The organism is Paenibacillus apiarius, from assembly GCF_017052585.1.
Lineage (GTDB): Bacteria > Bacillota > Bacilli > Paenibacillales > Paenibacillaceae > Paenibacillus_B > Paenibacillus_B apiarius.
Genome location: NZ_JAFFHZ010000001.1, coordinates 3,656,269 through 3,677,846, shown reverse-complemented (window position 1 = coordinate 3,677,846; position 21,578 = coordinate 3,656,269). Strand labels below are relative to the sequence as shown.

Sequence of the window (21,578 nt, the reverse complement as noted above, 5' to 3'; positions counted from 1 at the left end):
AGAGGCCAACCCCGGGTTGACCTCTGCACGATTTATTGTATTAATGATAATACCACTTTGGTATAAAAATAAGTATTGTTATGCTCAAAAAGCCATCTTCTCGCATCCATAATATCAACCCCGTTATTTTCATGACGCGCGTCGATATCTTTTAGTTGCTGCCAGATAACGTCTTTGCTAAGCGTGTGTATAACTTGCTCCAAAGAGACAATGGAGCCGTCCAGCCGGTATAATCCATAATCTCCTGCCGCCAATTCAGGGACACCGTTAACAGTATCAACCGAGACGCTGACTTCGCTGCCGTCCGTCACTTCAACGAGGCGCGCCTTTCCATTCGAGACCAATTGATTCAACTCCGCCTCCGCAGGCACTTTCACTTGCATAGGAGCGAGAATGTATGACCCTGGCGTTACGTTTGTCAGGACGATGCTATTGTCTGTTTCCGGATAAGTCCCCGCTACCCCTGATTCTTCTGAAGCCCACGATGTGACGGTTAATTCCGCAATTGCGCTCCCTCTTCGCCCGTCAGAAGCTCCTATATAGAGCGTAGTTTCTCCGGTTGAGTCGGTCTGAATGATCAATGCGTCTTGTTCGATCCGGGCTTGAAAAGCAGGTTGGACCAGCAATGAAAAACTTAATTTGTCATCGTCTGCATCCGTGAACAATCCTAACTCTTCCAAAGAAATGGTTACTGGGTGCTGTGCTAACACATGGACGTGCTGGGGATGCGGCACAGGTTCCCAGTTAGTTGCGATGTCGAGATAATAAACGGCTTTCTTTCCGGCTATGTCGGTTAACGTTATCGTTACTCTGGTATCACCAGAGCGATCGCTGTTTTTTAATACGATATCTTTAGAATTGACAAGGTTCTTCTCAATAACGAATAAGTTCATATCATCCATAACTTGCAGTGACGATGGATTCCCCCAATTTATAGGTTGAGAAAAGGTAAATAATCGATCAAGCGAAATCGTCATATTGTTATTTCCACTTTCGTTAAGCAAAAAATAACAGTTTAAATTTCTTTCTTGATCAATGTTTATTCTGGGAGGCATTAGATTCCCGTCCGTAACGGTTACCGTAAATTTATGCACGATGATGCGGTCATCGGGAAATTTCCACTCATATTGAACCGTAGTCGTTCCGACTTGCTTCGGATGTATCGTATACATCCCATTGCCCTGAGTCAAATCCACATTTATTTCAGCGATGTCCGGGCTCGCATTAAAGAGATTCTGATAGGTAGCTCCCGTTACTGTGGGTGGAATGGGTTCATTTTTGTCTTCATTAACATCGACCTCATAGACACTGAAGATTTTCTCAGGAAACACCTTTCCGCCAGCCTCTGCCTTTGACGGCAAGAATGGAACGGCCGCAAGCACGATAAGTGCTCCCAGGAACCAAATAAGAAGCGTACGAGCACGTCTGGAAGCGTTTGTCACGTCGAATCTTCTCCTCTCACTCCTATTAATGCTGTTGAATCTGCTGCTGCGTTCTGCCCGTTACGACACGTTTATCCCCGTATCTCCCGCTTCGCCTTGCGATCGATATGCGCCTTTATCTGCTCTCGCAGAATGAACGCCCGCAAGGAGCGCATTGATTCGTCATCGTTCAGTATGAGCTTCGCGCCGCAAAACATCTCTTCTTCGCGCGGATAGTGGCGGACGACATGAAGGCGGCACGGCAGAACAAACCCGAGCTGCAGCTCTGCATCTGCCTGCATCCCTTCTCTTAAAGCGCTGCCCGTGCTCATCGTAAACCCCAAACCATTCAAGCTGATATCCTGAATATGTATCTGAGCCGGTGTTGACAGCACATTTATTTCGCCCTGCATCGTCTGCCTTGAAGTAATAACCCCTTCCTTGTTCACATCGACTCGGGGGTATTCGCGTTTGTCAGCGAACTTCCGCTGCTGCTGAGGAGGATGAATGATTAACAACGAGCCTTGATGGCGCGCCACGACTTTCGTAGTAAAATTGAAAATTCCCACTGGAGAATAGATGGTGACTTTAATCGCCTCTCCCAGTTCAAACCGTTCGAATTCCGGCAATCCTACTTCCATGAGATCGCCTTCCATATAGGATAACACACCTGTCGCCACACAGCTATCACCCTCCAGCACGGTTCGGCTGTGAAGCAATGCAACCAATAAATGCTCGGGAGTATCGGTAACATACGTATCTTTCATATTCAATTAAGCCCTCCTATCATCTCTTTAGGTCCGCTGGCCCACTGCCCAAGGACCGATCCCTTGTACGTTAGCTTTGGTCCTGTGCTAACCTGCCTGCGTCTAGCACAGCAAGGGAAAACGCCCGTTCCGGCACATGCAGCCGCATCTCTGATGCCTGATTGATCATAGGCACGACTACCCATGTTTCTATATCGTCCAAAATTGACGATCTTTGAAGAGTTCAGCTTTTTACTATCAGGGAACGGTTAAGGCATACCCTCTCCGGAAAGGAACGGGGCTCCGGGAAGGACACGTCTCAAAAAAAAGAGGACCCCTCGCTGTGAAGGTCCTCCTGCGTCTTACTTCATCCGATGATATCCTCGGTCCGACAGTATATCGCCAAGCGCCCGTTCCAAGTACGGATCAGCATGTAAAAACTGCCGAAACGCCTCATATTGTTGCCACGCCTGGGCATCTGCCGGCGTTGGAAGTTCCCCTGAGCGAACGGCCCGGATTAAAATATTTTTCGGCGTATGCTCCATATCGATAAATTCAAGCAGTTGCGTGCGGTATCCGACGCAATCGAGCAGCTTGGCCCGAATCGCATCGGTAGCAAGCGATGCAAACCGCTCCTTCAATATACCGTGAGACAACAGCGGCGCCAGCACCTCCTGCTCTACTTGCCTGTTCAACTCATGCTGACAGCATGGAACCGACAGGATAACGCGCGCTCCCCAGCGTACCGCTTTATTCAGCGCCGCATCGGTAGCCGTATCGCATGCGTGCAGCGTAACGACCATATCCACCTCGTCAGCCCCTTCATACTGGGCGATATCTCCCATGAGGAAAGACAATCCATCATAGTCGAGACGGCGCGCCAGCGCTTCACAGCGCTCGATTACGTCCTTTTTCAGATCCAGTCCGACAATATGAACCGGCAGCTGGGACTGAACGTGAAGAAAATGGTACAACGCAAACGTCAAATACGATTTGCCGCAGCCAAAATCAATAATCCGCACCATGCGCTCTTGAGGCAAGTAGGGAAGAATGTCTGCGACCATTTCGAGAAAACGGTTGATTTGTTTGAATTTATCATACTTGGCGGCCAGCACTTTGCCTTCTTGATTCATAATGCCTAGTTCAACTAGGAAAGGCACGGGGTCGCCTTCCGTCAATATATACCGCTTCTTGCGGTTATGAGACACGTCCACCTGCTTCACGACAGCGGCTTGCTTGCGAATGGCCACCTTATATTTTTTGCTGATGAGCACCTGGTAGTCCGCTTCCGTCGTTCGCAGGAGCGCTTGCTTGAAGGTCGTCTCCAGCAGAGACATCAGCCGAGCCGCAGCCTCCTCAGCCGGCACGTTATCGTGCGTGACCTTGTTGTCGTAATGATATTCGAACTGCAGCTGCAGTTGTCCGCGGACATGGACAGGCTTAACTGTCACCTTGGTATATCCTTCAACCGGCTTGCTGCGCAATTGACTAAGGACGGCGCTGCTCAACTTTTCTTGCTGAATGACTTGATTCACTAGTTGTCGTAATTGTTCCATTGTCTGCTCCTACATTCTCAATCTAGAGGGATGACACGTCTTCCATCCCCTGTTTAATTTCATCACGCGGCAGGCTTCCTTGCTCAAGCTGTTCGTCCGGCAAAGCTTCCATCCGTTCGTAAAAGCCATATGCCTGCTTCTTGCGCAGCTGCAGCTCTTCCGGCCGCTCTGCTGCACTCTGCAGCCAGTGAAACAGCGCATCCTCCGCCTCGGCGTAACGTCCTTCCTGTTCGAACCACCGCCATAAACGAGCAAGCGCGCTATCCTCCAGCTTGTACGGCTTCAACTCGTGAAGAAGCTGCTCCACACTCGGCATAACCGGAATCATTGTCCGATCGCTGCCATGCAGCATCGCTTCGAGCAGCAAATTCAAGGCTTTCATGGAGCGTCGTATGTACATGGCTTCCGTCTGCCCAGGCACTCCGCCTTCAAGACTCGAATCGAAATGTCTTTCCTCTTCTTCATGCAGCCCCTTCTCTTTCTCCAGCTTCGCCCGCTCGAAGAGAAGAAATGCGAACGCCTGCAGCTCATCGACATGCAGCCGCCCATTGGTCATGAAGAGGCGCGCCATATCATCGGATGACAGCTTATCGGACAGTTCTCCGTTTATGCGGAAGCGCCGCTGCATGAGTTCATCCCATTCGAATAGCAGCTCCGTCCGTTTCTTCTGTTCGCGGAGCCCCATCGCTTTGCCAATCATTTGTGTCATTTCCTGTATTAGACGCAGCAAATAATCTCTCCGATACATCCTCTTCTCCCCCGATCCGATTTGGAATGTATATGAATACTGCTTGCTTATCCCGTGACTGCACATGCAGCTGAATCAAGCAGTATTGCTTTAGATGACGCTCTTAAAAGATCAGCTACAGTATAACGAAAAAGGACGCCACCCACAAGGGAGGCGCCGTTGTCATTGCATGTGAATGATATAAGCAGCTCTGTTACTCATTAATCTGTTCCATGTATGAAGCAACCGCATCCGCAAGACGCCGGGGCGTTTCCATCATGCTCATGTGCCCGGCGTCCTTCAAAGTCACTTGGGTCACATTGGGGCCATCTGCCGTAAACGTCTTGTCCGGGGTCACGATTCCATCCTGCTCTCCAGCGATCAGAAGCAGCGGCAGCGCCGTGGCGGCAAGCACCCCGGTCCGATCAGGGCGTTCCCGCATCGCCAGCGCAGCGCCAGCAGCGCCGTGTGGAGGCGTAAGATAGCCAATTTCCTTCGCTTTGCTCACCTGTATGGCATGTTCGTCAATATGGTCTGCAGCGAACAGCTTCGGAATAAGCTCGTCCACCATCGGAACGATGCCTCCGGCTTGCAGCGACTGCACCGTGGCCAATCGCTTCTGCTTGCCTTCTTCCGTATCCGGATACCCGGTCGAATGAATCAAGCCGAATCCATTCAAGCGATCGGCATACCGCTCTGCGAACGACAATGTGATGTATCCGCCGAGCGAATGACCAAGCAGAACAAACTTGGGAAGTTCCAACGCGTGTGCCAAGTCCAATATGTCATCCGCCATTTGATCAATCGTATAGGCGCCGACTGGCGCGTCGCTCTTGCCGTGTCCCCGCAGGTCCGGAGCAATCACCCGGAATTGTTCGGATAACAGCGGAATAAGGGAAGACCAATATTTCGAGCTTCCGCAAAAGCCGTGAAGCAATATGATAACTGGGCCTTGCCCTTGTTCCTCGACATACACGTTGAAATTTGTGTTTACTCGGATACGTGTCATCCATCATTCCCTCTTTCCGTATAAACTGTAATGATATGCAAGACTTCTGCCTGTTATGTATCCTTTACAAATATTACAAAATAAATTTATGATTTCATGTCCAAAGATTCTAGCAAGCCCAAATCGTCCATAGGTATAGAGTATATTACACAAACTGTAAATAACTGAATCAGCACCTTCTATGGCGCAGGAACTGTTCCAGTTCTCTTTATTCGCTACAGGAAAGGAGGTGACGATCATGGAAGGGTTCGAAATGTTCTTTGCCACGAGCGCGTTTATTCTTGGCCTGGTTCAGCTCATTATTAAGCTGACGGACCGGCACGATAAAAAATGACCCGTTCCCCACGAACGGATCGGAGCGCAGTTGTTCTCTTTTTTCACTTGGTTAACGTTATGTGTGTGGAGGCGGAATGCATGTTCCGGCTCCTTTTTCTATTACCGGGCCCGGTTGTAACATTTTCTGTATTGGCCCACGAGATCATTTGTATGGGGGAGTCTGATTATTTATGCATGTCGCTTTTAAAGCAATGAACGAATGATAGCATTGGAGAGTTCGTCAGCCATGTTCATTACAACGCGCAACGATGTGGTCTGAAGTGTCCAGTATGGCTTCGGTCCATGCACGTTCACTACGGCCGCGACGCTATATTGCCCGACCGCAGGCAGCGGCTTGCCGACCGATTCCGCAGGCTGCAGCGGTTGATCGCCCGCCAAGAAATGCCCGACCGTGGACGGATGCCCCAAGCACGCGTCAATCGCCACCGTTACCATTCCTTCCGGAATCGCACCCAGCCGTTCTTCCAGATTGGAGGCATCGCATGGATTATCCAGCGTGCCGATGACATGGCGTAATCCGCTTGCTGCAAGACGCGACCCGACCAGCGGCCCAAGCGCGTCTCCCGTGGACCGATCCGTGCCGATACAGACAAACGTCATGCGATCGAGCGAATGCTTTATATCCAGCTGTTGAAAAAAAGCATCCAACTGCTTCCCAGACAGTTTATGCCTCTGTCCCGTAAACGGAACTTCCAAATTTGAAATGAAGTTGCCTTGCATCGGGCAAGTTCTCCTTTTTTCTCCACATGATGCCTTATTGTACTTTACAATCCACGCTCTGCCAAGTGTAGAAGCATGAAGTCCCGAATGGAAAAACGATGCCAATCGCATCGTCGCCGATCGGCGTTTAGTTTCCGGTGCATTCGTGATACAATACGAGCATGTTGGAAGAAGGAAGTCAAGGAGGAACGAATGATGAGTGTACAGGATCGAACGCAAGCTAGCGTGGAACAGATGATTAATACGATTAAAGACAGATTGAAAATGGCAACCGCTGCCGCTATGCAGTCATCCGCATTTTCCGTGGAGCAATACGATGATATTAAGGATATCTATGATATCGTGGTCAGCAAGCCCTCATTCAGCATTAGCGAAGTCGAAGCGCTCGTATCAGAATTGGGACGGTTGCGCCGATCTTAATGAGGAGTTGATTAATCTCCCTTAATCTGCCGCCAGACGGCAAGATAAGGGAGATGCAGTTGTCTATAACGAACGAATCGTTGCCTTTAAGTTGCGGAGGCGCTCCGGGTCGATGGGAGACAAGGCTTGTCCGTTCACCCGCACATTCGAGCCGAAGTGAACTTGCTGCACGCCCGTATCGCGCACGAACCGTGACACCGCATCCTGCTTCAAGCCGCTTCCCGCCAATATGGCCAGCTTAGAGCCTTCCGCTTGCCGAACCATCGCCGCAATTTCCGCACGCGCATCGAGCGCACTCGGTTTGCCGCCAGAAGTAAGAACCGTCGTAATCTGCGGATAGGCCAGAAGCGCGTCTAATGCCGCGTAAATATCCTTCGCTTCATCAATGGCGCGGTGAAACGTCATCTGCATGCCGTCAGCGGCTGCCAGCACATGTTCCAACGCGGGAACATCAACTCTCCCTCCCGGCGTCAAGACGCCGAATACGATCGCATTGGCCCCGGTCTGGCGAATACGACGCACATCCGCCACGATCGTGCGCATGTCGTCCGCATCGTAGACGAAGGAGCGGCTATGCGGGCGCACCATCACGTTAACAGGTATGTCCACGGCAGCGACTGCTTCCTCGACGAGCCCGATGCTTGGCGTAAGCCCGCCTTCCGTTATGGCCGTAATCAATTCGATTCGGTCGGCTCCGTGCTGTGCCGCCGTCTTAACCTCCTGCAGCGTCGTTCCGATAACTTCGAGTACGATAGAATTCATAAGGTCACCTCATTCAACGTGATGTAAAGTTATGATGCAAATCAATTGAACGCAAACACAGCCTTTTGCTCGCCTACCGTCTTTCCGTTATCATTGGTCAGCGTTGCCGGGAACTGGCGGCGAATGCTCTCTATCGTCTGGGTGCGCTCATATCCGATCTGATCCAATATCGACGCGACGATAAGAGCCCACTCTTCGTCCGAACCGTCCGCCACCTTGAAGGCGAAGCCCAAACCTTCGCGGCGCAGGGCAAAAGCGAATATGCCCTTGAATCCGCCCTTTGCGATAATATTGTCATCTTCCATTAAAATGGAGTCGATCCGCTTCGTGCCGCCGACGAGCAGGGGATAACGCTGCATCGCCTTTCTTATCCGCGTCACCGCTTGCCGGGTACTTGCATCTTCAATCAGATCGGGACAGGCGAGCTTCAAATAAGCGGCAGCAATGCCCTGCAGCGGCAGCGCATAGACGGGGAATCCGCAGCCATCGGTACCCGCCCTCATCTGCTCGCACGACATGTTCGACATCTCCGACAACGTGCGCGCGATCTCGACCTGTGCCGGATGATCGGGCTCGGTATACGCAGCCAAATCCCAATCCATCATCTTGCTCCAGGCGAGCACGCCGAAATGCTTGCCTGCGCAGTTATGATACGCTCTTCGCCGCTGTCCGCCCGCACGAAGAAGCAGCTCCTTCGCCTCTTCGTTCAACGGGTAAGACGGGTTGCAAATGAGCCGGTCCTCTTCAAGCCCGCTCTGTTCCATGATGTGCTCCATCGTCTCAAGATGATACGGCTCCCCGCGATGAGATGCGGTCATAAGCGCTAATTCCTTGTCGCCAAGCCCGTAGTGCTCCAGCACGCCACTCCGCACGACAGGGATCGCCTGCAGCGGTTTGCCCGCCGAACGCAAGAACATCGGAGACTGAATATCTCCGAGCGCATATGAAATATGTAAATTCCGATCGATACCGCAAATGGAGCCCCTATGCTCGCATTCAAGCCAGCCGTTGCGAGTCTCTACTACTAACCGTTCATGCATGTCGACTTTCTCCTTTTTTGCCATCTATGGTAATATGGTATGCATATATATATTTACCAAAATTTCATGCCGTACTTCCATGCGCTTCTTGAATTGCGAATCTTCATTTCTACCATACACCTAAAGGAGAAGCAATGACAATATCTAAAAATCAATTTCAGTCCTCTTCTTCTGCTGCCGCACCAGCAGCAAAATTCAACTTGAATTTGCTATGGGGAGCAGTTACTGTGCCTGCTTTGGCCATCATCCTCTTCATCCTTACAAGAGGCGTAATGAGCGACAGCTTCCATAAGTTCGACCTGGCTGTCACCGACACGGTGCGTTCCGCAGCTTCGCCTTCCCTTACGAAGCTCGTTACGCTCATTACACATTTGGCTTCCAGTCATATTATTATACCGATTGCGCTCTTATTGGCAGCGGTATTGGCCTTCGTGTTCAAGCGGCGCTGGGATGCGATAAGGCTGGCCATTGCACTTATCGGCAGTTCGTTATTTAATGAAGTAATGAAGCATTTGATTCAACGAGCGCGGCCGGCATGGGAGCATTGGGTGCACGCGAGCGGCTACAGCTTCCCAAGCGGCCATTCGATGGTCAGCATGTCTTTCTATGGCATGCTTGGCTACATTATATGGCTGCACTTGAAGGAGCAAGGCAAGCCTGCGGCTTACGTGCTTGTGCTGACTCTGCTGCTCATCATCTGCATCGGATTGAGCCGCATTTATTTGGGCGTGCATTTCGTGACGGATGTATTAGCCGGTTACGCTGCAGGAGCTGTCTGGTTGCTTGCTTGCATTTATGCAATGCAATGGCTTAAAGGCAGGGGAAGAAATCCGATTACATCTTAACAATGATTGCAGCATGAAGCTCGGAATTCGACACCATGCTGTTTCAAATTGCATAAATAAGTGTAATCCTCCTTAAAGCAAAATTTAGAACTAGATTAAAAGGAGAGATGGTCATGAGTCAAAATACAGAAAACCATAACAATTGCGCAGGTGGAACATTCGTAAAAGGTCTTGTCGTCGGCGGTCTTCTCGGCGCGGCGGCCGCTTTGCTGCTTGCTCCCAAATCAGGTCGTGAATTGCGTTCGGAGTTGAACGATAAAGCCCAGATCGTAGGCGGCAAAACAAAAGAAATCGCTTGCGACCTCGGAACTCGCACATCAGAAGTCGTGAAAACGGTCGGAGCAAAAGCTGAAGCCGTCGTAAGCGGCGTGAAGGACGCATCTCAGCAGCTGGCTGCCAGCGTTAAAGATTCAGTAGCCAGCACCGCGAATGAATTGAAAGAAGCATCCGCCGATGTTGCAGAAGAAGTAGCAGCCCAGTTGAAAGAAGAATAACGGGAGGGATTCTATGACATCCATACCCCCTGTTTCCGCTCAGGCTGAAGCCGTGCGCAAAGTGTTTTTGCAGCACGGCTTTACCGGTATACAGTGCAGTGAACAAGTCGTATTCGTGTTGGGACTCGTCAACGAACAGTTGGATAAAGACCGAGCCAGCCACATGTTTACAGTCCCGGCCCACAAGCTCCCCAACGGGGATTTGCGTATCGATACGGTTAACGCCGGCTTTTCAGGTCTTCATCCCGTACCTTCATTTATGGAGCGCAAGGCGGCCGACATTTTGCAAGCGCTGTGCGCCAAGTTAGCGAGCGAGCTTGGCATCGGATGTCAAGAAGCGGCAGCAGCGGCAGAGAGTCCTGGCCGCCGCGCTGAACACGATGGCGTCGAATGAACAGGCAGTCAAGCATCTCGACGAAGACCGGAAGCAGATACAGACGAATGCCCCGTTAATAAAAGACGGGATGCTTCCCGATCCGCTGCAGTAACATGCAATGAGCCTGACATGAATCTGGATGTCAGGCTCTTTTCATTGCTTATGGTCTTGTGAAGTGAGAATCTGCTTTAATTTATCAGTCGCCCGCCGCTGTATGCGGGACACGCTCATTTGCGATACACCCAGAAGATCCGCTGCGGCACGCTGCGACAAACCTTCATCAAAAACCAATGACAGCACCTGCTGTTCCTCCCGCTTCAACGCTTTCATGGCTTCGGCCAAGTCCATCTTGCGCTCCACCGCTTTATAATCATCCGTATCCGAACTGATGAGTTCACCTAACGTTGCCGCGCTCTCGTCTTGAGACAACGGCGTATCCAAAGAAACATAGTGATAGCATTCGCGTCCAGCCAACACTTCGACCGTTTCTTCTACGGAGAGCTCGAGCTTCGCCGCGATTTCTTCGACGTTCGGTGAACGTTCCAACCTGACGGTCAACTCATCGATCGTTTGCTGGACGAGCGCTCCTTTTTCCTTAATCCGGCGCGGCACTTGAATATACCATGATTTATCCCGCAGGAAATTTTTCATATGGCCGATCATGCTTTTCATCGCATACGCTTCGAACGGCACACCCAAAGAGCTGTCAAATTGCTGCAGCAAGCGGATCAGCGCCATATTGCCGACCTGCATCAAATCCTCGAACAAGTCGGGGCGGTTACGTGAAATCTTGCCGGCTGCCATTTTGATCATGGGCTCGTACTTCTTGATTAGGATGGTGGCGATATCGTTGTCTTTCGTTGCTTGATATTGATGAATGAGTTCATTGGCATGTTCCATTGCGCCATGAGATTCAGCCCTCATACAAGCTCTCCGCTTGATTGCAATCGTTTTTTCATCTTGACAACGGTACCGCGTCCTTCCATGCTCTTGACTTCCACCTCATCCATCAAGGCTTGCATTAAATAAAACCCCAGCCCGCCTGCTTGAACTTCATCAAGAGTCTTCTCGTGCCAGCCAGCCAATCCGCTCGTCTTGCGTTCTGCGTCAAAGCTGCTGCCTTCATCCTGAATGACGATTCCGATTTCATCCCCGCTCACTTCAAATATGATTTCGACCATTCCGCCCGGAGAATCATAAGCATACAGCACCGCGTTATTGCACGCCTCTGAAATGGCGACCTTCATATCTTCAATCTCTTCATAAGAAAATCCGATGCGGCTCGCAATGCCATACAATGCAAGACGGGCCAATTCAACGTATTCGGCTTGGGCAGGCAATGCTAGTTTAACACGTTTCAGCGCTCTTTCCTTATCCATGATTCATTCCCTTTCGTAAATGTGTTAGATTTAAACGTTCGGAGTCAAAAACTTCGAAATTCCCGTCATGTCGAACAGCTTCTGCACATGCGGCGGCACGTTCGCAATCGCAAACGAGGCCTGCTGTTCATGACGCATCTTCAAAATCGATATCAAAATGCCGATCCCTGTGCTGTCAATATAGGTAAGCCGCTCTAAATCAAGCTCCAAATCAATGGCTGCATCTTCAACGATAGGCCCCATCAATGCGCGGAATTCTTTAGCTGCCGCCAGATCCAAATCACCATGCAAGTGTACAACCACTTTATCGTTATCTTGTTGTGTCATTACTGAAAATTTATTTCCGCTCATATTTTCCTCTCCTATTTGTAGGTATGATGCTTATAGGTAAATAACCTTAAACGATTCGCGCGAAACACCTATTTATACGTTTGTAACGCGCACTCTCGCTAATTTTGATTATTGCAGTCCCGCAGCCAGACATCAAAAACAAACAATGCGCCTTCCTCTATCGGCAAGGTGCGGATGTCGCCATCCATTAACTGAACAAGCGATTTGCAAATCGCAAGCCCCAACCCGCTGCCGCCATATTTCCGGTTCATGGAGGAATCCAGCTGTGCGAAGGGCTGAAATAACCCGCCCATTTTATCAATTGGAATGCCGATCCCCGTATCTTTTACCTCGAACTGAATCTGATGCAGCTCGTCGTTGCCATTCCGCAGCGATTGCAAGACAGAAATATGAATGTTTACTTTACCCGCATCCGTAAATTTCACGGCATTCCCCACAAGATTAATGAGAACCTGCCGCAAACGCAGCATATCGCCATACAGGCAGTTTGGCACATCCGGATCCAACGAATAAGCAAGCTTCAAATCCCGTTTTCCCGCTTCGGCTGTAAATAATTCATATACTTCCGTTACCAAGGCAGAGCAATCGAACGGGAATTCCTCCAGCTCCAGCTTGCCGGACTCCATCTTGGTGAAATCCAAAATATTATTGATCGTTCTTATGAGCGAGTCTGCGCTTTTGCGAATCAATTCAGCGTAATTGGCTTGATCCGGCGACAATTCCGTATCAAGCAGCAGGTCCACCATGCCCAAAACCCCATTCATCGGCGTGCGGATTTCATGGCTCATTATGGCCAGAAATTGAGTGCGCGCCAAGGCGGCCCGTTCCGCCGCTTCTTTGGCAGCCGCCAGTTCCCGGTTCATGCGCTCCAGCTCATGCGTCTTCTGATGAAGCAGCATCTTTTGGGCCTGCAGCCTTTTTTGCGCCTGAAACATGCCGACAAAGCTATGAATCTTCGATTTCAGAATATGCGGGACAAAAGGCTTGACCATATAATCCACGCCGCCGGCAGAATAACCAGCGAACAGATGCTCCGTTTCCTTATAGTTGGCGGACACGAAAATAATCGGAATATTTTTTGTTTTGTCGCGCGCCTTAATCCACTTTGCCGTTTCAATTCCGTCCATCCCTGGCATTTGAACGTCAAGCACGATGACTGCGAACTCTTCTTTCATCAGATGCCGCAGAGCCTCTTCACCGGAGGTTGCTTTCACTAAACGGTAGCTCTCCTCGGATAATACAGCTTCGAGCGCTAACAAGTTCTCTGGTCGGTCATCGACGAGCAGGATATTTATCGGCTCCAAAGTAGCCATGACAATACCTCCTACCGTATTTTGCGATAAATCTTCTCGTTCCGGTCCACTTCCTCATACTGAGCTTCACGTTCGGTGAAGTGCAGGGATTCCTTCGAACCGACAATGAGCACGCCAAGCGGAGCCAGGCTTTCGTAGAATAGTTGATGCACGCGATTGCGTAACGGTTCATTAAAGTAAATCATGACATTCCGGCACAGAATCACGTTAAATTCATTAAAAGAACGATCTGTCGCCAAGTTATGCTCGGCAAAAATGATGTTTTTGCGCAAGTAAGGATGGATAACCACTCCATCGCCGGAAGCGGTGTAGTACTCCGAGAACGAGCTCGTTCCTCCCGCTTCCATATAGTTTTTCGTGTACAGCTTCATTTTGTCCAACGGGCAGATGCCTTCTTTTGCCTGGTGCAGCGAGCGCGAATTCATATCTGTCGCATATAGTCTGGCTTTTTCATACAAGCCCTCTTCATGCAGCAAAATCGCCATCGAATACACTTCTTCCCCGGTCGAGCATCCCGCGTGCCAAATCCGAATGTACGGATACGTGCGCAGCAACGGGACAACCTGCTCGCGGAAAGCCTTAAACATAGATGGATCACGGAACATTTCCGTCACCGGAATCGATAAGCTGTGGACGAGCCGCTGCAAGCAGTCCCGTTCGTGCAAGACGCGGCTTTGCAGCTCCGATATCGTCTCTACTTGCTCGAAGAACACTTGATGCCAAATTCGTCTTTTGAGCGAAGGATAAGCATAATCTCGGAAGTCATAACCATATACCCGAAAAACCCCTTCAAGTAACAGTTCGATTTCAATTCGTTCTCGGTCGGTGTCTTGGGGCCGTCTCTTGTCATCGTGCAAACCGAGGCCGTGTCCGTTCATGTCAATCCCTTGCTCCTTCATCTCAATTAGTAATCAAGCGTTTTATTTATACAGCCAGACGCGCATGAGCGAAAGCAGCTGCTCCGTTTGGAACGGTTTGCTTACGTAATCTGATGCTCCGGCTTCAATGCATTTGTTGCGGTCTTCCTTCATCGCCTTCGCCGTAAGCGCGATAATCGGCAGCTTCTCATGCTGCGGCATTTCCCGAATCCGGCGCATTGCCTCATAGCCGTCCATTTCCGGCATCATCATATCCATCAAAATAAGATCAAAATCGGTATGCTTGTCCAACGCTTCGAGTGCTTCGCGCCCATTTTCCGCATACACGATATCCATATCGTATTGCTCTAGCGCGCTTGACAGCGCAAATACGTTGCGGACATCATCATCGACCAGCAGCACGCGTTTGCCCGCCAACAGCTCGTCAGTGGACGAATGTCCAGATCTGTCCGCTTCTTCATCGGCGTCGTTCGCATCGATTCGGTTCAACAGCAGCATCGTCTCTTGCAGCAGACGCTCTGCCGACTTGACGTCTTTAATGATGATGCTCTGAGCGCGTTTCTTCAGCTCCGTCTCTTCCTTCTCATCCAGCGACTTGCCCGTATAAATAATGATAGGAACACGTCTATGCTGCGGATTGCGGCTAATGCGATCCATAAGCTCGAAGCCGGTCATATCCGGAAGAAGCAAATCAAGCACCATGCCGTCAAATTTGCGCTCCGATAATTGCTTCAGCGCCTCGCTCCCCGTCGATACGGCGGTCACTGACACGTCGACACCTTCAATCAAGGCAATGAGCGATTGCCGCTGCGGACCGTCATCCTCCACGATGAGCAATCTCCGCATGCGTTCAAATGGCCAGGATCGGATCGATTCACTCTCAATGGCGGCAGCAGCTTCCTGCTTCATCGCTTCATCCCATGCCTTGCGAAGCTCCTGCGAATCGCCGCCATGACGGGAAACGCGCTTCTTGGCTGATTTGCCCTGCGCGGCCTCCTGCTCATCCGCATGCTGCCCCTGCGGCAGTGCCAACGGCCCATCCGGGCCCTGCTTCGCTGCCGGGTCCGCCAGAGGCGGGGCACCGGCTTCGGCGGCTGCTTGATTCGCATGCTTGAGCGGAATATAGAAGGTGAATGTGCTGCCCTCGTCCTCGCGGCTTTCGACATGCAGCCTGCCGCCCAGCAGCCGCGCAAGCTCGCGACTGATAGACAAGCCCAAGCCGGCACCGCCGTATTTCCGGCTTGTCGTGCCGTCCAGTTGCTGGAATGCCTCGAAGATGAGCGCCTGCTTATCCTTCGCAATGCCAATGCCGGTATCCGTTACGCGCAAGGCGAGATAGTCTCCGCCTGCCACCCTGAAATGAGCAGCCAGTTCCTCTGCCGGCGCCGCCGCAATGTCCAGCTTCACCTTGCCTTCGTTCGTAAACTTAAAGGCGTTCCCCAGCAAGTTACGCACGACTTGCTTCACGCGGTGCCCATCCGTTATGAAGCTGTCCGGCAAGCCGTCCTCGATGCTCACTTCAAAGCGGAGCCCCTTCTGGGCCGCTATCGTGGCAAAGCTGTCGTGCATAAAGGAGGCCAACTCACCCAAATAGACCTCTTCAAAATTCAGTTTCATTTTGCCGGCATCGATTTTGGACAGATCCAATATTTCATCGATCATTTTCAGCAGATCCGAACCTGACATGTGAATGGTGCGCGCGTATTCCACCTGTTTCTCCTGCAAGTTGCCCTCTTTGTTTTCGGATAAGAGCTGTGACAGCACCAGCAGGCTGTTGAGCGGCGTGCGCAGCTCATGCGACATATTGGCCAAAAACTCGGACTTGTACTTCGATGCCAGAGCCAGCTGCAGCGTTTGACGCTCCAGTGTCGTGCGCGTGCGTTCGAGTTCTTCATTCTTCTCTTGGGTCGCCAGCATCTGTTCTTCCAGCGCGCGCGTCTTGGCAATGAGCTCTGTATTATAATGCTCCAATTCCTCCTGCTGGCGCTGCAGCACTTCCTCCGAACGCTTCAACGCTTCTTTCTGTGATTCCAGATGCTCGTTCGAACGGCGCATCTCTTCTTGCTGCGTCATGAGCTCTTCCGATTGGCATTGCAGTTCTTCGGTTAGCGCTTGCGATTCGCGCAGCAGCTCCTCGACACGCAAGCGGCCGTTAATCGTATGGATAATGACACCCAGATTCGTCGCCAACTGTTCCAACAATCGATATTGCAGGTCAGTCATCGACTGCAGGGAGGCAAGCTCCAGCACCCCGATAACACGGCGTTCGAACTTAATTGGATATAGAATCAGCTCAATCGGTTGCGATTGGCATATTCCCGATTGTATCCGTATCGAGCAATCCTTCATATCGCGAACGATAATCGGATTCTCATCGGCTGCGCACTGCCCGTTCAGGCCTTCCCCGATCAGGAATTGCCGTTCCGCATCCAAGTCGTCGCTCGCGGCATAAGTGCCGAACAATTGGAATCGCTTCGGATTCTTCAACTCATCGCGAATGAACAAAGTCCCGTATTGCGCTCCGAGCGTCGGCACGAATTCGCTGACGAAGGTCTGGCCGGCTTGACTGAGCGTCGTGGCGCCGTTGAGCAGCTCAGTGACGCGGGCAATATTGCCGTCGACCCACGCTTCCTCCTCTTGCGATTTCCGGTATTGCTCTTCGCTAAGCTTTCGCGCTTCGATGTCTTCCGCCATCTGTTTGAACACGTGAATGACTGCTCCGATTTCGTCATTCGTGTGCGGTTCGAGCTTGCGAATGACCCGCAATCTGCCGCGGGCCAGACTGCGCACCATAAGCGACATCGTGTTCAAATTCCGCATCACGCCCGGAATAACCCACAGCATGACGCCGCAAGTAATAATGAGTCCGAGCACCATGATGCCGAGCGTCCAACTGACGGCATTTTCATAGTTTTCGGTTGCGCTCAATACTTGCTCATTGATTGTCGTTTCATGGTAATTAGCTAATTCGTTCAAGCTATTCTGCAAGTTTTCCTGATAGTCCAAGCCAACCTTGTTGCGGAGCTTGTTCGCTTCCTCATAACGGTTGACTTCACTTAAATTCACCGCTTGGACCACATACTCGTCGAATCGTTTCCAATCTCCTTTGGCCTTATCCATCAATTGACGCTCTTGCGGGCTCACTATTTTCTCGTCCAATTCCTCGAGCGAATTCATAATCTTCTCGCGGGTTTTCTTTTCCTCATCGATTTTATCCAGCCCGTCAGGAGCGCCATAATCCGGATTCAACAGCTCAGTGACGAGCCCGCGGGCGATGTTGTTCGCATCGTCCCGCACGTTGAAAGCCAGTTCGACCTTGCGGAAATTGTCCGAATAGAAGCGATCCAGATCTTGCTTCAAGCTGCTCATTCGTACATACGACACCGAACCCAATGAAGAAATGATGACCATGAACAAGACGAATCCGAGTATTAGCTTCGTTCGTATCTTCAACGTCCGTTCCTCCCTCTATTAATCAATGAACGTCGACCCAGATGAGACATTTGTCATCATTGCTGTCGATGTCAGACGATGGATGAAACAACTCATTCCACGCTTTGGACTGAAACTCAGACTCTTGCTGCAGCAGCTGCGCAATCCGTTTCATCGCTGATTCCACGCTGTGTCCTGCCGCTTCCATCAGCCCGTCCGTGTACAGCGCCATGCGCGCACGCGATTTGCACGGCACCTCATGCGTCTCTACTTCCAGCTCAGGGAACATGCCGACCGGATACCCTGTCGATTCAAGCAGGATCATGTGGCCGTCCTCCATCATGACGATTCCCGGCGGATGGCCCGCATTGGCATATTGAATGCATTGCTTGTTCATATCGATGACCACATATAGCGCCGTCATATAATAGAGCATTAAATTCCCATTCATATGAAGCTGATGGAATTTCGTATTCAACCGTTTCAGGACAAGATCCGGCTGCTCGATCTGCATCACCGCATCTCGAAGGACGGAAGCAATGAACATGCACAGCAGCGCCGAAGAGACGCCATGTCCCATCATATCGATAATGATGATGCCATAACGGCCCTGACCGAGCGGGAACCATGCATATAGATCGCCCGCAAGCTCTTCAGAGGGCTGGTAGAGCGCATCTATCGTAATGCGATCGTCATGGAACGGCTCTGTCAGTACCGATGTCTGCACTTTCGCGGCAAGCCGGAGCTCCTCGCGAATGTGCCGATCGCGCTCTTTATGCCAATCCTTCTCGCGCTTCAAACGCAAGGCCAACCGGATGCGCGCCAACAGCTCGATGCGGTTGATCGGCTTCGTCACATAATCAACCGCTCCGGCATCGAGCGCGTCAGCCAGCATATGAGAATCACCGATCGCGGTGACGATAATAATGGGAATATCTTTTAACTCCGAATACTGCTGAATCGTGCGGCAGGCTTCCAAGCCGTCTATTTCGGGCATCATCATATCTAATAGAATCAAGTCGATATCAGGGACCTTTAAGGGACCGAGCGGACCCTCCATACCTAAGACATTATACATTTCACGAGCAGAGGCAGCGGTCTGAATCCCGTTATAACCTGCTTTGCGCAGGATTTCGCGAATGAGCATGACATTCGTTTGATTGTCGTCGACAACAAGAACATTCATCATACTCTCCTCCCTTCACCAAATTATTTGACGCAGCGCATCGTAACCGTACATAAAAAACCCCAACTTCCACTATACCGGAAAAAAACAAGAACTCGCATTAATATTTAAGATTTTAACAAAAAATGGCCCTATTTAGGGAAAAACGAAAGCCGGCTAACGATATCGCTTAACCGGCTCATTGTCTAGTTTCCTTGTCTCCACAGCTGCCATGCCTTCGTGCCAAGGTCTACCCATGCGCGCCAATCCCGGTTGGCTTCCGCTCCTTGCGCTTGATTGCCCTGAGATCCCGCTTGCTGACCGGCTGCCGCAGGCGTCTCGGAGTGCCCCGGACGATCGGGTGCGGGAGGATGCTGAGGCAACGCATCACTCAGAGGCAAGCCGGGGGTCAGAGCCGGAATGGGCGGCTTGTTCGCAGGCACAGCCTCATGCCTGCTTGGCGGAGCAGGCTCGGGCTTCGATTGATGCTGTTCGGCAGGTGCTGCAGCACCATTTGGTTTGCGTTCGAATCGGACAGCGGCCTTGCGCACGCCGTTCACCAATCCGACAGAGATTTGCTTCGCGGCCAACGTAATCTCGTTCAGCGCCTCGCCTGCATGCTGGACCGAATCAACGACCGGCTCTATTTTTTTCATTTGTTCGGACAGCTCTGATGTGACATGATTCGCGTTTTTCGTTATCGCCTGCAGATCGCCGCTAAGCAGCTCTACCGTATGCTGCACTTCTTCCAGCGTCTTGGCTGCCCGATCGAGCGACAGCTTTGCGGACTGCAGCGTTTGAATGAGGAATACGACCAATACGACAAAAGCGATGGCCGCTATTAATGAGCTTATCCCTACTAACATGAAAATCTCCGCCCTTCTCAAAATGTTATATCTACTTACATTCATTTCTTATCGGATAATTGCTTGCAGATGTTAAAAGAATCATCTATAAGTACCCGTTGCCGGTTCGCGCGAAACAAGCCGCGATAATTGTTTCATGCTGCACATGGCTGGTTATGTATCCGATTCCCCTTATTACCGGTCGTAAAGTATCATAGCAGATGAATCGAGACGATACTATGATTTCCGTCCATATACAACAAAAAAACGATTCGTCTCCCGTTAGGATAGCGAATCGTTTTTTGTCGTTACACGATATCGTCATGAATACTAGCTTCTTGATGAAGGAACCGTTCCTTATCCCACTGGCCCAGCCAACGGGACGACAATAACCCTGCCGTCATTGAACCATTTACATTCAGAGCAGTGCGCCCCATATCAATTAACGGCTCTACGGAGATGAGCAATCCAGCCAGCGCAACGGGCAAGTTCATGGAGGACAGCACGATAAGCGCGGCGAAGGTCGCACCGCCGCCCACACCGGCCACACCGAAGGAACTGACGGCGACAACGGCGACAAGCTGCAGCAGAAATCCGGGGGTGGCCGGATCGATTCCGACGGTCGGCGCAATCATAACGGCAAGCATGGCCGGATAAATGCCGGCGCACCCGTTCTGTCCCATGGACGCGCCGAAGGAAGCGCTGAAATTGGCAAAGCTTTCGGGTACGCCGAGCCGTCCTGTCTGCGTATCCACATTTATCGGGATCGAGCCTGCGCTAGTCCGCGACGTAAATGCGAATACCAAGGCCGGCAGCGCACCCTTCACATAGCGAATCGGGGATACTCCTGAGAGTGCCATCAACAGCAAATGGATAACGAACATAACGAGCAGCGCGACATAAGAAGCCAGCACGAATTCTCCCAATTTTATAATTTCACCCGGAGTCGTCGTAGATACGACCCGTGTCATTAAGGCAAGCACCCCGTATGGAGTGAGACGGAGCACGATCGTAACCATCCGCATCACAATGGCATGAAGCGCATCTATCATCGATTTGAACATGGCTCCATGCTCCGGCTTCTTCCGGGCTACGCCCAATGCGGCAATACCTGCAAATGCAGAAAAAATCACGACCGCAATCGTCGATGTCTGTCTGGCTCCGGTCATATCGAGGAACGGATTGGCAGGAATGAATTCAAGCACTTGCTTCGGAATTGTCATCTCGCTGACTTCGTCCAATTTGCTGTCCAGAAAATTGCCGCGCTCCAGCTCCTGCTTCCCCGCTTCGATATCAAGGGCCGATAAATCAAATGCCAAGGCCGATGCAATACCGACCGCTGCGGCAATCGCAGTAGTCCCGATTAATAACCCTATAATGACGGCGCTCATTTTGCCTACGCCCGCTTTGGCCGTAACGTTCAGAATAGCAGAGATGATGGATACGATAATAAGGGGAATAACGACCATCTGGAGCAAACGCACATATCCGCCGCCGACGATGTCGAACCAATCGTTTATCGTGTGGACTACCGGATGATCGACACCGTGCAGCCACTGCAAGACAGCGCCGTAACCGATACCGAGTCCTAAGCCGGCAAATACCCGCTTCGTAAAGGAAGCATGCTTTCTCTGCATGAGGTACAGCACGATAATGAAGGCTATAATAATCACAAGATGAAGCATTATCCACCATCCATCCGTCATGGCGTTTCACTCCTTCGTCCGTCGATGTTCTGTTTGCGATGGTCGGTTCAGTTACAT

The 21,578-nt window shown here is 51.1% G+C and carries 20 protein-coding genes and 1 pseudogene; 4 read left to right on the top strand and 17 right to left on the bottom strand.

What is annotated here, in order from left to right; all coding sequences use genetic code 11:
* Nucleotides 1-32: 32 nt before the first annotated feature.
* The 6 genes from JSQ80_RS16375 to yyaC all read right to left on the bottom strand — a co-directional run bounded on the left by JSQ80_RS16375 (nucleotide 33) and on the right by yyaC (nucleotide 6,515).
* Nucleotides 33-1,442, bottom strand: a complete 1,410-nt coding sequence (locus JSQ80_RS16375; RefSeq protein WP_206096044.1) for a glycerol-3-phosphate responsive antiterminator — start codon at nucleotides 1,440-1,442, stop codon at nucleotides 33-35.
* Nucleotides 1,443-1,513: 71 nt separating this feature from the next.
* Nucleotides 1,514-2,188, bottom strand: coding sequence for a PilZ domain-containing protein (locus JSQ80_RS16370; RefSeq protein ID WP_206096043.1), 675 nt, complete (start codon nucleotides 2,186-2,188; stop codon nucleotides 1,514-1,516).
* A 341-nt stretch (nucleotides 2,189-2,529) separates the two neighbouring features.
* The gene (locus JSQ80_RS16365; RefSeq protein WP_206096042.1) at nucleotides 2,530-3,723 is read right to left on the bottom strand and encodes a class I SAM-dependent methyltransferase; all 1,194 of its coding nucleotides are present in this window, start codon (nucleotides 3,721-3,723) and stop codon (nucleotides 2,530-2,532) included.
* 22 nt (nucleotides 3,724-3,745) lie between these two features.
* On the bottom strand, nucleotides 3,746-4,471 hold the full coding sequence (locus tag JSQ80_RS16360) for a DUF6483 family protein (RefSeq protein ID WP_240463694.1): 726 nt from the start codon (nucleotides 4,469-4,471) through the stop codon (nucleotides 3,746-3,748).
* Nucleotides 4,472-4,664: 193 nt separating this feature from the next.
* The gene (locus JSQ80_RS16355; RefSeq protein ID WP_087434987.1) at nucleotides 4,665-5,459 is read right to left on the bottom strand and encodes an alpha/beta fold hydrolase; all 795 of its coding nucleotides are present in this window, start codon (nucleotides 5,457-5,459) and stop codon (nucleotides 4,665-4,667) included.
* A 519-nt stretch (nucleotides 5,460-5,978) separates the two neighbouring features.
* A complete protein-coding gene (gene yyaC, locus JSQ80_RS16350) occupies nucleotides 5,979-6,515 on the bottom strand; it encodes a spore protease YyaC (RefSeq protein ID WP_087434988.1) in 537 nt (178 codons plus the stop codon).
* A 195-nt stretch (nucleotides 6,516-6,710) separates the two neighbouring features.
* Here yyaC and JSQ80_RS16345 point away from each other — a divergent pair, with 195 nt between their 5' ends.
* On the top strand, nucleotides 6,711-6,935 hold the full coding sequence (locus tag JSQ80_RS16345) for a DUF1128 domain-containing protein (protein WP_087434989.1): 225 nt from the start codon (nucleotides 6,711-6,713) through the stop codon (nucleotides 6,933-6,935).
* A 63-nt stretch (nucleotides 6,936-6,998) separates the two neighbouring features.
* Here the strand turns inward: JSQ80_RS16345 and JSQ80_RS16340 are convergent, their stop codons facing one another.
* Together JSQ80_RS16340 and JSQ80_RS16335 are read right to left on the bottom strand one after the other, a co-directional pair.
* Entirely contained in the window at nucleotides 6,999-7,697 is a 699-nt protein-coding gene (locus JSQ80_RS16340; RefSeq protein ID WP_206096041.1) for a copper homeostasis protein CutC, read from the bottom strand.
* 41 nt (nucleotides 7,698-7,738) lie between these two features.
* The gene (locus JSQ80_RS16335) at nucleotides 7,739-8,737 is read right to left on the bottom strand and encodes an asparaginase (protein WP_087434991.1); all 999 of its coding nucleotides are present in this window, start codon (nucleotides 8,735-8,737) and stop codon (nucleotides 7,739-7,741) included.
* Between the two features lie 134 nt (nucleotides 8,738-8,871).
* Here JSQ80_RS16335 and JSQ80_RS16330 point away from each other — a divergent pair, with 134 nt between their 5' ends.
* From JSQ80_RS16330 to JSQ80_RS16320, 3 genes are all read left to right on the top strand, one after another.
* Nucleotides 8,872-9,582: a phosphatase PAP2 family protein gene (locus JSQ80_RS16330; RefSeq protein ID WP_240463693.1), complete on the top strand. Its 711-nt coding sequence runs from the start codon at nucleotides 8,872-8,874 to the stop codon at nucleotides 9,580-9,582.
* 113 nt (nucleotides 9,583-9,695) lie between these two features.
* A complete protein-coding gene (locus JSQ80_RS16325; protein WP_206096040.1) occupies nucleotides 9,696-10,076 on the top strand; it encodes a YtxH domain-containing protein in 381 nt (126 codons plus the stop codon).
* A gap of 13 nt (nucleotides 10,077-10,089) precedes the next feature.
* Nucleotides 10,090-10,470, top strand: a complete 381-nt coding sequence (locus tag JSQ80_RS16320; RefSeq protein ID WP_206096039.1) for a hypothetical protein — start codon at nucleotides 10,090-10,092, stop codon at nucleotides 10,468-10,470.
* 135 nt (nucleotides 10,471-10,605) lie between these two features.
* Here the strand turns inward: JSQ80_RS16320 and JSQ80_RS16315 are convergent, their stop codons facing one another.
* The 9 genes and pseudogenes from JSQ80_RS16315 to JSQ80_RS16275 all read right to left on the bottom strand — a co-directional run bounded on the left by JSQ80_RS16315 (nucleotide 10,606) and on the right by JSQ80_RS16275 (nucleotide 21,521).
* Nucleotides 10,606-11,376 (bottom strand): sigma-70 family RNA polymerase sigma factor, encoded by a 771-nt coding sequence (locus tag JSQ80_RS16315; RefSeq protein ID WP_087434995.1) that lies wholly within the window; start codon nucleotides 11,374-11,376, stop codon nucleotides 10,606-10,608.
* Nucleotides 11,373-11,831, bottom strand: a complete 459-nt coding sequence (gene rsbW, locus JSQ80_RS16310) for an anti-sigma B factor RsbW (RefSeq protein WP_206096038.1) — start codon at nucleotides 11,829-11,831, stop codon at nucleotides 11,373-11,375. The genes JSQ80_RS16315 and rsbW overlap by 4 nt, the downstream gene beginning before the upstream one ends.
* 30 nt (nucleotides 11,832-11,861) lie before the next feature.
* Nucleotides 11,862-12,182 carry an STAS domain-containing protein gene (locus tag JSQ80_RS16305; protein WP_206096037.1) on the bottom strand — a complete coding sequence of 107 codons (321 nt, stop codon included), beginning with the start codon at nucleotides 12,180-12,182 and terminating at the stop codon, nucleotides 11,862-11,864.
* A gap of 122 nt (nucleotides 12,183-12,304) precedes the next feature.
* Nucleotides 12,305-13,495, bottom strand: a pseudogene (locus JSQ80_RS16300) (response regulator); the annotation flags it as partial.
* 11 nt (nucleotides 13,496-13,506) lie between these two features.
* Nucleotides 13,507-14,373, bottom strand: coding sequence for a CheR family methyltransferase (locus tag JSQ80_RS16295; RefSeq protein WP_087434999.1), 867 nt, complete (start codon nucleotides 14,371-14,373; stop codon nucleotides 13,507-13,509).
* A 42-nt stretch (nucleotides 14,374-14,415) separates the two neighbouring features.
* Nucleotides 14,416-17,826 (bottom strand): response regulator, encoded by a 3,411-nt coding sequence (locus JSQ80_RS16290; protein WP_206096036.1) that lies wholly within the window; start codon nucleotides 17,824-17,826, stop codon nucleotides 14,416-14,418.
* A 22-nt stretch (nucleotides 17,827-17,848) separates the two neighbouring features.
* On the bottom strand, nucleotides 17,849-18,991 hold the full coding sequence (locus tag JSQ80_RS16285) for a PP2C family protein-serine/threonine phosphatase (protein ID WP_087435001.1): 1,143 nt from the start codon (nucleotides 18,989-18,991) through the stop codon (nucleotides 17,849-17,851).
* A 185-nt stretch (nucleotides 18,992-19,176) separates the two neighbouring features.
* A complete protein-coding gene (locus JSQ80_RS16280; RefSeq protein ID WP_206096035.1) occupies nucleotides 19,177-19,836 on the bottom strand; it encodes a DUF948 domain-containing protein in 660 nt (219 codons plus the stop codon).
* A 287-nt stretch (nucleotides 19,837-20,123) separates the two neighbouring features.
* A complete protein-coding gene (locus tag JSQ80_RS16275; RefSeq protein ID WP_206096034.1) occupies nucleotides 20,124-21,521 on the bottom strand; it encodes an L-cystine transporter in 1,398 nt (465 codons plus the stop codon).
* Nucleotides 21,522-21,578 lie beyond the last annotated feature (57 nt).